At 56.6% G+C, this 12841-nt stretch carries 9 protein-coding genes, 1 tRNA gene, 1 rRNA gene and 1 riboswitch; of the genes, 2 read left to right on the top strand and 9 right to left on the bottom strand.

Annotation, left to right across the window (positions count from 1 at the left end; genetic code table 11):
* Positions 1-30: 30 nt before the first annotated feature.
* The 4 genes from CSK29544_RS03725 to btuB form a co-directional block, all read right to left on the bottom strand.
* A tRNA-Glu gene (locus CSK29544_RS03725) sits at positions 31-106 on the bottom strand.
* A gap of 78 nt (positions 107-184) precedes the next feature.
* Positions 185-1726: ribosomal RNA gene (locus CSK29544_RS03730) — 16S ribosomal RNA — on the bottom strand.
* Positions 1727-2092: 366 nt separating this feature from the next.
* Positions 2093-2944: a glutamate racemase gene (gene murI, locus CSK29544_RS03735; protein ID WP_029039320.1), complete on the bottom strand. Its 852-nt coding sequence runs from the start codon at positions 2942-2944 to the stop codon at positions 2093-2095.
* Complete coding sequence (gene btuB / locus CSK29544_RS03740) at positions 2889-4742, bottom strand: TonB-dependent vitamin B12 receptor BtuB (RefSeq protein WP_007892506.1); 1854 nt, start codon at positions 4740-4742, stop codon at positions 2889-2891. The genes murI and btuB overlap by 56 nt, the downstream gene beginning before the upstream one ends.
* A gap of 70 nt (positions 4743-4812) precedes the next feature.
* Positions 4813-4997, bottom strand: a riboswitch (cobalamin riboswitch).
* A 119-nt stretch (positions 4998-5116) separates the two neighbouring features.
* Between btuB and trmA the strand changes: the two genes are divergently transcribed.
* Complete coding sequence (trmA, locus tag CSK29544_RS03750; protein WP_007892505.1) at positions 5117-6217, top strand: tRNA (uridine(54)-C5)-methyltransferase TrmA; 1101 nt, start codon at positions 5117-5119, stop codon at positions 6215-6217.
* A gap of 27 nt (positions 6218-6244) precedes the next feature.
* On the opposite strand, the gene CSK29544_RS03755 is transcribed toward trmA, so the two are convergent.
* Positions 6245-6604, bottom strand: a complete 360-nt coding sequence (locus CSK29544_RS03755; RefSeq protein ID WP_004386934.1) for a YijD family membrane protein — start codon at positions 6602-6604, stop codon at positions 6245-6247.
* A 10-nt stretch (positions 6605-6614) separates the two neighbouring features.
* On the bottom strand, positions 6615-7253 hold the full coding sequence (gene fabR / locus CSK29544_RS03760; RefSeq protein ID WP_007779290.1) for an HTH-type transcriptional repressor FabR: 639 nt from the start codon (positions 7251-7253) through the stop codon (positions 6615-6617).
* Between the two features lie 193 nt (positions 7254-7446).
* Here fabR and sthA point away from each other — a divergent pair, with 193 nt between their 5' ends.
* Positions 7447-8847 (top strand): Si-specific NAD(P)(+) transhydrogenase, encoded by a 1401-nt coding sequence (gene sthA, locus CSK29544_RS03765; protein ID WP_007779293.1) that lies wholly within the window; start codon positions 7447-7449, stop codon positions 8845-8847.
* On the opposite strand, the gene oxyR is transcribed toward sthA, so the two are convergent.
* From oxyR to CSK29544_RS03780, 3 genes are all read right to left on the bottom strand, one after another.
* A complete protein-coding gene (gene oxyR, locus CSK29544_RS03770) occupies positions 8830-9747 on the bottom strand; it encodes a DNA-binding transcriptional regulator OxyR (RefSeq protein ID WP_004386937.1) in 918 nt (305 codons plus the stop codon). The genes sthA and oxyR overlap by 18 nt on opposite strands.
* Before the next feature lie 279 nt (positions 9748-10026).
* A complete protein-coding gene (argH, locus tag CSK29544_RS03775) occupies positions 10027-11400 on the bottom strand; it encodes an argininosuccinate lyase (protein WP_007892504.1) in 1374 nt (457 codons plus the stop codon).
* Between the two features lie 201 nt (positions 11401-11601).
* Positions 11602-12819 carry an argininosuccinate synthase gene (locus CSK29544_RS03780; protein ID WP_004386940.1) on the bottom strand — a complete coding sequence of 406 codons (1218 nt, stop codon included), beginning with the start codon at positions 12817-12819 and terminating at the stop codon, positions 11602-11604.
* Between the last annotated feature and the right edge of the window lie 22 nt (positions 12820-12841).

Here is a 12841-nt window from a genome sequence, read left to right on the forward strand (position 1 = left end):
CGGTAACGCCTTTCACTCATTACCAGCAGGTGGCGTCCCTTAGGGGATTCGAACCCCTGTTACCGCCGTGAAAGGGCGGTGTCCTGGGCCTCTAGACGAAAGGGACTTCGCTTTCGCAGACAACCCTGCTTCTTTACTTTCTATCAGACAATCTGTGTGAGCACGCGAGGTTGTATCTTTCAGGTAAGGAGGTGATCCAACCGCAGGTTCCCCTACGGTTACCTTGTTACGACTTCACCCCAGTCATGAATCACAAAGTGGTAAGCGCCCTCCCGAAGGTTAAGCTACCTACTTCTTTTGCAACCCACTCCCATGGTGTGACGGGCGGTGTGTACAAGGCCCGGGAACGTATTCACCGTGGCATTCTGATCCACGATTACTAGCGATTCCGACTTCATGGAGTCGAGTTGCAGACTCCAATCCGGACTACGACGCACTTTATGAGGTCCGCTTGCTCTCGCGAGGTCGCTTCTCTTTGTATGCGCCATTGTAGCACGTGTGTAGCCCTGGTCGTAAGGGCCATGATGACTTGACGTCATCCCCACCTTCCTCCGGTTTATCACCGGCAGTCTCCTTTGAGTTCCCGGCCGAACCGCTGGCAACAAAGGATAAGGGTTGCGCTCGTTGCGGGACTTAACCCAACATTTCACAACACGAGCTGACGACAGCCATGCAGCACCTGTCTCAGAGTTCCCGAAGGCACTCCCGCATCTCTGCAGGATTCTCTGGATGTCAAGACCAGGTAAGGTTCTTCGCGTTGCATCGAATTAAACCACATGCTCCACCGCTTGTGCGGGCCCCCGTCAATTCATTTGAGTTTTAACCTTGCGGCCGTACTCCCCAGGCGGTCGACTTAACGCGTTAGCTCCGGAAGCCACGCCTCAAGGGCACAACCTCCAAGTCGACATCGTTTACGGCGTGGACTACCAGGGTATCTAATCCTGTTTGCTCCCCACGCTTTCGCACCTGAGCGTCAGTCTTCGTCCAGGGGGCCGCCTTCGCCACCGGTATTCCTCCAGATCTCTACGCATTTCACCGCTACACCTGGAATTCTACCCCCCTCTACGAGACTCAAGCTGACCAGTTTCAAATGCAGTTCCCAGGTTGAGCCCGGGGATTTCACATCTGACTTAATCAACCGCCTGCGTGCGCTTTACGCCCAGTAATTCCGATTAACGCTTGCACCCTCCGTATTACCGCGGCTGCTGGCACGGAGTTAGCCGGTGCTTCTTCTGCGGGTAACGTCAATTGCTGCGGTTATTAACCACAACACCTTCCTCCCCGCTGAAAGTACTTTACAACCCGAAGGCCTTCTTCATACACGCGGCATGGCTGCATCAGGCTTGCGCCCATTGTGCAATATTCCCCACTGCTGCCTCCCGTAGGAGTCTGGACCGTGTCTCAGTTCCAGTGTGGCTGGTCATCCTCTCAGACCAGCTAGGGATCGTCGCCTAGGTGAGCCGTTACCCCACCTACTAGCTAATCCCATCTGGGCACATCTGATGGCATGAGGCCCGAAGGTCCCCCACTTTGGTCCGTAGACGTTATGCGGTATTAGCTACCGTTTCCAGTAGTTATCCCCCTCCATCAGGCAGTTTCCCAGACATTACTCACCCGTCCGCCACTCGTCAGCAGAGCAGCAAGCTGCTCCCTGTTACCGTTCGACTTGCATGTGTTAGGCCTGCCGCCAGCGTTCAATCTGAGCCATGATCAAACTCTTCAATTAAAAGTCTGATGCTCAAAGAATTAAACTGTTAGTTCGTAATGAATTAACTGTTGTTCACTTGAGACTTGATATTCGTTTATCGTCCGTAGACGTTAAGATATCAGTGCCCCGAGTGCCCACACAGATTGTCTGATAAATTGTTAAAGAGCGGTGCGACGCGGCCTTCAGCCTGCTGTCGCGAGGTGGCGTATATTACGCTTTCCTCTTTCAGAGTCAAGCGTTTATTTTCGCTTTCGTCTGCCTGACGGGCCGGCTCGTTTGCCGTTGTGCCGTGTCAGTGGAGGCGCATTATAGGGAGTTCTTTCCGCCTGACAACCCCTAATTTCAAAAAACTTTTCAACCGTCTCTTTTTTGTGCAAAAAACCTTTAGAGTGGCAGTTTTTCGAGCTTATTGAAGCCGTAACGCTGCAAAACGGACATTAACTGCGCAACTTCCGGCGTTAATGCCATACAGTAAGCAATATTCTCATCAGAAGAAGACGCATCCGGTGCTTCATGCTCCAGCAGCCACGCGGTGCGTCTGGCAATCGCCGCGCCCGAATCCACCAGCCGTGTGCCTTCCGGCAGCACCTGCAACAGCTCGTCGGCCAGCAGCGGGAAGTGCGTACAACCGAGCACAACGGTATCCGGCGGCTCCGGCATACGCAGCCACGGGCGCAGCACGCGGCGCAGCGCCTCCAGAGAGACCGGTTCGCCGTGCAGTTTCGCCTCAGCAATTTCCACCAGCTCCGCCGAGCCCAGCATTTCTATCTGGCATTCATTGGCGAAGCGCGCAATCAGCTCATGCGTATAAGGACGCTTAACGGTGCCACGGGTCGCGAGCAGCCCTACCACACCGTTCGCCGTCAGACGCGCAGCCGGTTTGATAGCAGGCACTACGCCCACCACAGGAAACGCGAATTTTTCACGCAAGGCAGGGAGAGATACCGTACTGGCAGAGTTGCAGGCGATAACGGCGAGCGCCAGGGGGTAGCGCGCCTGAACGGCAGTCACAATTTCGACCACACGCTCAACGATAAACGCTTCGCTTTTCTCGCCATAGGGGAATGCAACGTTATCGAAAGCGTAGATGTAATGCAGATCCGGCAGGAGATGCCGGATCTCATCATAAACAGAAAGCCCACCCACGCCGGAATCAAAAACCAGAATGGTTGGGCGGGCCTCAGAAGGTGTAGCTGCCTGACAACGTGTATTCTCGTCCTGCAGTCGCGTAGCCATAAGCCGTCTCGTAATCTTTATCGAACAGATTAGCTATTTTACCACGAACTGTAAGGTGAGAGGTGACCGGATACGAAACCGCGACATCCCAAAGGCTGACGCCGCCGAGCTTCACTTTTTTTGATGGGATAGCATTAAAATTAGTATCGTCACGCTCGCCGATATACTGGTAAGTGACATCCCACCCAAAGTCTGAGACTTCACCGCTGAGATCGTATTTCACCTGTTGTCTGGCGCGGCGCTGTAAACGCTCATGAGTTTCATCATCACGCGGATCGATATACTGCAACGTAAGCTGATGACTTACAGGCCCGGTGGTCAGATTGCCAGTCCACTCCACTCCTTTAATCGTGGCGGATTTGACGTTGTAATAAGCGTTATTGTTATAGCTTATCAGGTTGTCAATCTTGTATCGCCACGTCGACAAGCGCCAGTCCAGAGGACCGGTTACCCCTTCAATGCCTGCTTCCCACTGTCTGGATTTTTCCGGCTGAAGATCCGGGTTGGACGCAATATGATACTGCGGCGACCCAAACTGCTGGGTCAGGCCCGGCGCCAGAAACCCTGTACCATATGAAAGGGTGGCGCGGTAGCCATCCACAAACTCCCATCCAGCAGCGGTCTGCCAGGTGCCATGCCAGCCAAACTGCTCATCATGATCTTCACGACCTGACGCTTCGAGCGTGACATTATCAAGCACCTGTTGCTGGCCGGTAAGGTAAATCCCCGTGGTATCGCGTTTATAGCGGTCAGTATCAGCCTGCGTGACTGACGTGAGTTTTTCTTGCTTCCAGTCCACTCCGGCACTGACAGAACCGTGACCGACAACAAGGTTGTTACCCCACTGAATATAACGCTGTTCCATGCGATCAAGCGTCGTGCCATCCTGGTAACGGCCATAAAGGCTGCTGTAGTTATAGCTTTTCAGCTTCTGGAAACTGGCGATGAGCTGAGAAGAGTAGATGTCGGCGTTATAGCGTAATCCGGTGTCCCAGGACTGATTGTCATACTGGTTTTCATCCGCGCTGAATGCCGGAGAAAACGGCGGGCTGCCCACATCGAAATCGGCGTTATTGGCATAACCATAGCCGCGAAAGAAACCCTCAACGTTGTCAGAGAAATGATGTTGAAGGCTGCCAAAAAACGTTTTATTACGATAACCGTCGCGGTCGCTGTCATGGCTCCATGTCGATCCCGGCTGAACGTTAAACCCGTGAGTCGTCTGATACGCGCCTATCGCCGTTACCACCGTGTCGCCAAAACGCTGACGCAGCGTGCCCGAATATTCCTGATAGCCCTTAGAACCGACGCCAGCATCAATCCGTAACACTTCATCATCACTCTGCGTGATGATATTAATCACGCCCCCAATCGCTCCGGAGCCATATACCGCCGAACGCGGCCCGCGAATAAACTCAATACGCTGAATTAGCGACACCGGGATTTGATAAAGATTGGAGTCATTGGAAAGGTTTGGGCGAGAAACTGGCACGCCGTCCATCAGGATGAGCGCGTGGCGTGAATCCGTGCCGCGGACATAAACGGAAGCGAGTTGCCCCATTCCCCCGTTTTGTGAAATATCCACGCCAGGCAAACGACGCAGCACATCCAGCACTGTCTTAGACTGCCATTTATCGATTTGCTCACGCGTCACGACATCAGTCGGCGCCAGCACTGTATTGACCGGTTGCTGAAAACGGTTGGCGGTCACCACCAGAGAATCTGAGCCGCTATCCTGCGCCCAGCCAGAAAACGCCGTGACGGAAAGCGCCGTCAGCAGCGAGATTTTTTTTATCATCATTAATATAAGCATCCGCTTAACGTATAGGATGCCGCAGGCGCACTTAATAGAACGCGATAAGCGCGCGAGATGCGACGTGACTCCGGCAGGTCTTCGGGCTTGGAGGTGTGTTACGGATGAGGACTTCCCACCGGCGGGCCGGCAGTGTCTGCGAACGCGTTCATCCCACCTGTCTTTACCGCTGCGCGTCAGCTCCAGATTCGCACTGGATTCCCTTTTCACTCACATGAGACCGGAAACGGCATGCTACATGGAGCGCCAGACAGAAGTCCAGACTTCCATCTGTGATGATGCAAAAACAATCAACGCTGGACATCACGCCCGCATTCCCTACAATCCCGGCGTAAATTTTTATCACCCCAGGACGCATGATGACCCCTGAACATCTCCCTATCGATCAATACGACGCACAGCTGGCCGAAAAAACAGAGCGCCTGCAAAGCATGATGGCGCCTTTCGCCGCGCCAGCGCCGGAGGTGTTCCGCTCGCCGGTAAGCCACTACCGCATGCGCGCCGAGTTCCGCCTCTGGCATGACGGCGACGACCTCTATCACATCATTTTCGATCAGGAGACGCGCAGCCGTATTCGCGTCGACAGTTTCCCGGCGGCGAGCGAGCTGATTAACGCCCTGATGCCGCGCATGATCGCAGGCATTCGCGACAACCGCACGCTGCGCCATAAGCTGTTCCAGATTGACTACCTGACCACCCGCAGCCAGCAGGCGGTCGTCTCGCTGCTCTATCACCGCGCGCTGGATGACGCCTGGCGTGAAGAGGCGACGCGTCTTCGCGACGCGCTGCGCGCCGGCGGCTTCGACGTCCACTTCATTGGCCGCGCGACGAAAACCAAAATCATGCTCGATCAGGATTACATCGACGAGCGCCTGCCGGTCGCGGGCACAGAGATGATTTACCGCCAGGTGGAGAACAGCTTTACCCAGCCAAACGCGGCGATGAACATTCATATGCTGGAGTGGGCGCTGGATGTCACGCAGGGTTCAAAGGGCGATCTTCTGGAGCTTTACTGCGGTAACGGCAACTTCTCGCTGGCGCTGGCGCGCAACTTTAACCGCGTGCTGGCGACAGAAATCGCCAAGCCGTCCGTCGCCGCCGCGCAATACAACATTGCGGCCAACCACATCGACAACGTACAGATTATCCGCATGGCGGCGGAAGAATTTACCCAGGCGATGAACGGCGTGCGTGAATTTAACCGTCTGCAGGGGATCGACCTGAAAAGCTATCAGTGCGAGACGATCTTTGTCGATCCGCCGCGCAGCGGGCTGGATCAGGAGACGGTCAAAATGGTGCAGGCGTATCCGCGTATCCTTTATATCTCCTGCAACCCGCAAACACTTTGCGAGAACCTCGACACGCTAAGCCAGACGCACCGCGTTGAGCGCCTCGCGCTGTTCGATCAGTTCCCTTACACCCACCACATGGAATGCGGCGTGCTGTTAACGCGCCGCTAATAAAAAGGGCGCCGCGGCGCCCTTTCTTTACTCTTCGTAGCGCGCCTTGCGCTGACGCAGGCGAAAACCAATCCAGAACAGCAGCACCACCGATAACACCGACGGCAGGAAGTTAGAACCAATCGCCGGGTATTCGGCGCGCACCACGGCGCTGTACAGCAGCACGCCCAGAATAAAACAGGCGGCGGCGATGCCAGGCAAGCCCACCGGCATCGTGCGGTTAAGGTAACGCTGATGCAGACAGTACACCGTCAGCGCCAGGGAAATAATCGGGAAAATCGAGAAAGGCACGATGGAGCTAAACAGCGCCGCGCAGGTGCCGTTAATTGACAGGCCGGCTAACAGCGCCAGCAGCAGCGTACCCTTTTCTTGTGTCGTGTTTCTCATTGCTCGTCCTTCACTTATCGGAATTTTGCGCCATCTTTTCTTGTTCGCGACGGTACCAGTAGTAAGCGCCTTTGGAAATCATGCGCAGCTGCAAGACCAGTCGCTCTTCTAATTGCCCGCGCTGTTCCGGGCTCACATCCAGCGCCTCAGCGCCAGCGCTAAAGACAATGGTCACCATCGCCTCCGCCTGAGCCTCGGTAAACGCGCGCGGCATATGATTTTCGAGTTCCAGATAATCGGCAAGTTCCGCGATGAAATGCTGGATTTCACGCGCCACGGCGGCGCGAAACGCCGCAGACGTGCCGGAGCGCTCACGCAGCAGCAGCCGGAAGGCGTTCGGGTTATTGCCGATAAACTCCATAAAGGTGGAAACCGACGTGCGGATCACGCTGCCGCCTTTAGCGATACGCTGGCGCGCCTGGCGCATCAGCTGGCGCAGCATCAGCCCGCTTTCATCCACCATCGTCAGACCCAGCTCATCCACATCGCGGAAATGCCGGTAAAACGAAGTCGGCGCGATACCGGCCTCGCGCGCCACTTCGCGCAGGCTCAGGCTGGCAAAACTTCTTTCCGCGCTTAGCTGACTAAACGCGGCTTCCACCAGCGACCGCCGGGTTCGTTCTTTTTGTTGCGCTCTGACGCCCATCACGTTGCCTGATTCCTTCCTGTTGAAACGGCACTATACCAGTTTTAAAACTACCGGGTTTATAACGGATTGTGAATGATTGTTTACGAAGCGGAGGCTACCAGAGATGGCAAAACGCACAGGGAGAATTGGGTTATTCTTTGGGTGATGTTACTATTCTGTTGCTTTTATGTATAAGAACAAGGTAAGCCTTACCATGCCACAAACCTACGATTATGATGTAATAGTGATTGGCTCTGGCCCTGGCGGCGAAGGCGCTGCAATGGGCCTGGTGAAACAGGGCGCCACGGTAGCCGTAATAGAGCGCTACCATAATGTCGGCGGCGGTTGCACCCACTGGGGCACCATCCCGTCGAAAGCGCTACGCCACGCCGTCAGCCGTATCATTGAATTTAACCAGAACCCGTTATACAGCGCCCACTCCCGTCCTCTCCGTTCCTCTTTCGCCGACATCCTCAACCACGCCGACAACGTGATCAATCAGCAGACCAACATGCGCCAGGGCTTTTATGAGCGCAACCGCTGCCAGATCCTGCAAGGCGACGCGCGTTTTATTGACGAGCATACGATTGAGCTGACCTGTCACGACGGCTCGATAGAGACCCTGACCGCAGAAAAATTCGTGATTGCCTGCGGTTCGCGTCCCTATCACCCGGACGATGTGGATTTCACCCACTCGCGCATCTACGACAGCGACTCCATCCTCAGCATGCACCATGAGCCACGCCACGTGATTATTTACGGTGCGGGCGTCATCGGCTGTGAATATGCGTCGATTTTCCGCGGGATGAACGTCAAGGTGGATCTCATCAACACCCGCGACCGTCTGCTGGCGTTTCTCGATCAGGAGATGTCCGATTCACTCTCATACCACTTCTGGAACAGCGGCGTCGTCATTCGCCACAACGAAGAGTATGAGCGTATCGAGGGCGTGGATGACGGCGTGATTGTGCACCTGAAATCAGGCAAGAAAGTGAAAGCTGACTGCCTGCTCTATGCCAACGGACGCACCGGCAACACCGATTCGCTGGCGCTGGAGAATATCGGGCTGGAGGCCGATGGCCGCGGGCTGCTGAAAGTCAACAGTATGTACCAGACCGCGTTGCCACACATCTACGCCGTGGGCGATGTGATCGGTTATCCGAGCCTGGCCTCCGCCGCCTACGATCAGGGCCGCATCGCCGCGCAGGCGCTGGTGCAGGGCGTGGCGTCGGCGCATCTGGTGGAAGATATACCAACCGGCATCTACACCATTCCGGAAATCAGCTCCGTCGGCAAAACCGAACAGCAGCTCACCGCCATGAAAGTGCCTTACGAAGTGGGACGCGCGCAGTTTAAACACCTGGCGCGCGCGCAAATTGTGGGCATGAACGTGGGCACGCTGAAGATTTTGTTCCACCGCGAAACCAAAGAGATTCTGGGGATCCACTGCTTTGGGGAGCGCGCGGCCGAAATTATTCATATCGGCCAGGCGATTATGGAGCAGAAAGGTGGCGGTAACACCATTGAGTACTTCGTTAACACCACCTTTAACTACCCGACGATGGCGGAAGCCTATCGGGTCGCCGCGCTGAACGGCTTAAACCGCCTGTTTTAACGCGCTGTCGAAACGGCCATCCATCTGTTTACGGATGGCCTCTGCGAGCTGCTCATAGCGGCTGCGCAGCGGCGAGCCCGGACGATACACCAGACCAATGGTGCGGCGCGGTTCCGGCTTCACGCAGGGCAGATAAACCACGCCGTCGCGATGACGTTCCGGCGGTACGGCGAGCGCAGGCAAAAGCGTAATGCCGCTGCCTGCCGCCACCATATTGCGCAGCGTTTCAAGACTGGTCGCGCGGAAATGCGTGTCTTCATCCGCGCCCGCTTCGAAGCAAAAGCCCATCGCCTGATCGCGCAGGCAGTGGCCGTCTTCCAGCATCAGCAGTTTTTCGCCCGCCAGTTCGCCCATCGGCACGCGATCGCGTCCGGCCCACGGGTGATCTTCATAGACCGCCAGCAGCATCGGCTCATCAAACAGCGGCACTTCGATAAAGGCTTCGCTCTCTTTCACCAGCGCAAGGATAGCGCAGTCGAGCTTGCCGCTGTCGAGCTGGGCCAGCAGTTGATGCGTCTGCGCTTCATGCAGATACATTTCGAGTTTGGGGAACGTCTGGTGCAGCATCGGGATGATTTGCGGCAGCAGATAAGGGCTGATGGTCGGGATAAGGCCAATATGCAGCGGGCCTGACATGGTTTCGCCCTGCTGGCTCGCCATCTCCTTCAGCACTTTGACTTCACGTAAAACGGTACGCGCCTGGTCTACCAGCAGCAGCCCCGCCTGCGTGAACAGCACTTTGCGGCTGGTGCGTTCCAGCAGCATCACGCCGAGTTCATCTTCAAGCTTACGGATTTGACCGCTCAGGGTTGGCTGACTCACGTGGCAGGCGTCCGCCGCACGCCGGAAATGGCGATGTTCGGCAAGGGCCACCAGGTATTCAAGATCACGAATATTCATTCTTCATCCTCCGCCGCCATGATAGTTCATGGCGATAGATAGCATAGCAACCAACGATTATCCCTATCAAGCACGAAAGTGAATAATAGCCTCAGCCGCGGAGAACATCACTCCTTACCCTCACTGAGTGATAACCCGCACACAGAGTCTCTCTGTTAGCCGTATAACTAAAGCCAACGTGAACTACTTAGCGGACAGTAAGTCCGCTTTTTTTTGCCTGCGTTTCGGGACGCATAAAAAAAGCCCGACATCCGCCGGGCTTTCTTCTGCCATTCGCTATTATGCCAGTCGCGCTTTCGCCGCGCTAATGGCCTGCGCCACCTGCACCGGCGACACGCCGCCCTGCGCCGCGCGCTTATCAAGACACGACTGAAGCGACAGCACCGGGTACACATCGTCACTGATTACCGGGCTGAATTTTTGCAGGTCGCCGAGCGCCAGATCTTCCAGCGGTTTGCCCTGACGAATCGCCTCCACCACCGCCTCGCCCACAATGTGGTGCGCTTCGCGGAACGGCACGCCTTTAGCGACCAGATAATCCGCCAGTTCCGTGGCGTTAGCGTAGCCCTGCTGCGCGGCTTCCTGGCAGCGCGGACGTTTCACCTGAATGCCGTCCAGCACCAGCGCCGCCATATGCAGGCAGTCAAGCCAGGTGTCGAGCGCGTCGAACAGCCCTTCTTTATCTTCCTGCATGTCTTTGTTGTACGCGAGCGGCAGGCCTTTCAGCGTCATCATCATGCCGGTGAGCGCGCCCTGCACGCGGCCGCACTTGCCGCGGATCAGCTCCAGCGCGTCCGGGTTTTTCTTCTGCGGCATTAACGAGGAGCCGGACGTCACGCGATCGGACAGCTCGACAAACCCCGCTTCGCCGGAGTTAAAGAAAATCAGGTCTTCGGCGAAACGCGACAGATGCACCATGCTGATGGCGGCGTCCGACAGCAGCTCCAGCACATGGTCGCGATCGGAAACGCTGTCCAGGCTGTTGCGCGTGGCGCTTGCGAAGCCGAGCCAGCCCGCCAGTTGTTCACGGTCGATCTCATACGCCGTACCGGCGAGCGCGCCGCTGCCAAGCGGGCTGACGTCCAGACGTTTCAGCGTATCCTTCAGGCGGCTTTCATCGCGCGCCAGCATTTCGACATACGCCAGGCACCAGTGCGCAAACGTCACCGGCTGGGCGCGTTGCAGATGGGTGTAACCCGGCATCACCGCGTCCTGGTTTTCCTCGGCGGTGACCACCAGCGCCTGCTGGAGCTGACGCGTGGCGCTCAGCAGCGCATGCACCTGGGTTTTGCACCAGAGCTTCAGGTCAGTGGCGACCTGGTCGTTACGGCTGCGTCCGGTATGCAGTTTTTTGCCGAGCGGGCCGACTTTGTCGATAAGCTTGCCTTCCACCCAGCTGTGAATATCTTCCGCGTCGCTTTCCAGAATCGCGTGCGGGTTTTCCAGCACCTCTTCCAGCAGCGTATTGAGCGCGCCTTCAAGCTGGCTCTGCTCCTGCGCGGTCAGTACGCCGACGGTGACCAGCGCTTTAGACCAGGCCACGGAGCCGATAATGTCCTGCTCGGCGAGTCGGTAATCAAAGCGCAGAGAGTCATTAAATTGTTTAAACCGCCCGTCTGCCGCCTGAGTAAAACGTCCGCCCCAAAGTGCCATAATCCGCTCCGTTATCTGTCTTGCAATGGCGGGGGTGCTTTGCTTCCCCGCACTACGACTGTTCTGGTTATCTCTTAAATGCGGGTGCGCTTCGCTTACCCGCCCTACAAACTACGACGGGGCGCTTCGCTTACCTGTGCTCCCCTTACCGGGCGTAGGGCGGGTAAGCGTCAGCGCACCCGCCATCCACGCAACGGCAGATTACTTCTTCAACTCATTCAGCGCACGGATGCGGGAAGAGAGGGAGAACAGACGGATAAAGCCGCCCGCGTGGCTGTGGTCATACACTTCGTCTTCGCCGAAAGTCGCGAACTCTTCGTTATACAGGCTGTTGGTCGATTTCTTCTGAATCGCGGTGACACGGCCTTTATAGAGCTCCAGCACCACTTCGCCGCTCACCTGCTCAGCCAGCGACTGCGCTGCCGCCTGCAGGGATTGACGCAGCGGGGCGAACCAGCGGCCATCGTACACCACGTAAGACATCTCAAGGCCCACCTGCTCGCGCCATTTAAAGCTGTCGCGATCCAGCACCAGTTGCTCAACGCCGCGCAGCGCCGCCATCATAATGGTGCCCCCCGGGGTTTCGTAGCAGCCGCGGGATTTGATACCCACCAGACGGTTTTCCACGATATCGATACGGCCCACGCCATGCTTCGCGCCGATTTTATTCAGCACTTCCAGGCAGCCAAACGGGGTCAGATGCTCGCCGTTAACCGCAACCACGTTGCCTTTCTCAACGGTCACGGTCACCTGCTCCGCCTCATCGGGCGCGTCTTTAGGATCGACCGTCCAGACCCAGCAATCCTGGTTCGGGGCATTCCACGGGCTTTCCAGCACGCCACCTTCGGTAGAGATATGCCAGGCGTTCTCGTCGCGGCTGTAGATTTTCTCAAGCGACGCGGTGGTCGGGATATCGCGCGCTTTCAGATAATCCAGCAGCGCCTCACGGGAACGCAGGTTCCACTCACGCCACGGGGCGATAACTTTCAGGTGCGGGGCCAGCGCCGCCCAGGCGGATTCAAAACGCACCTGGTCGTTGCCTTTACCCGTCGCGCCGTGGCACAGCGCGTCGGCGCCCACTTTCTTCGCCACGTCCACCAGCGCTTTGGCGATCAGCGGACGCGCCATTGAAGTGCCCAGCAGATAGCTGCCTTCGTACAGCGCGCCGGTTTGCAGCACCGGGTACACGTAATCTTTGATGAACTCTTCACGCGCATCGACCACATAGCACTCGGACGCGCCGGAGCGCAGCGCTTTCTGCTCAACGCCTTTCAGATCGTCACGATCCTGGCCGATATCGACCACGCAGGCGACCACGTCGCAGCCTTCATAGTTTTCTTTCAGCCACGGAATGATGGCAGAGGTGTCGAGGCCGCCGGAGTAAGCGAGAACCACTTTTTTGATGCCGTGATTTTGCATTGTCTTTTTCCTTTAAAAATTT

This window comes from Cronobacter sakazakii (genome assembly GCF_000982825.1).
GTDB classification, from domain to species: domain Bacteria; phylum Pseudomonadota; class Gammaproteobacteria; order Enterobacterales; family Enterobacteriaceae; genus Cronobacter; species Cronobacter sakazakii.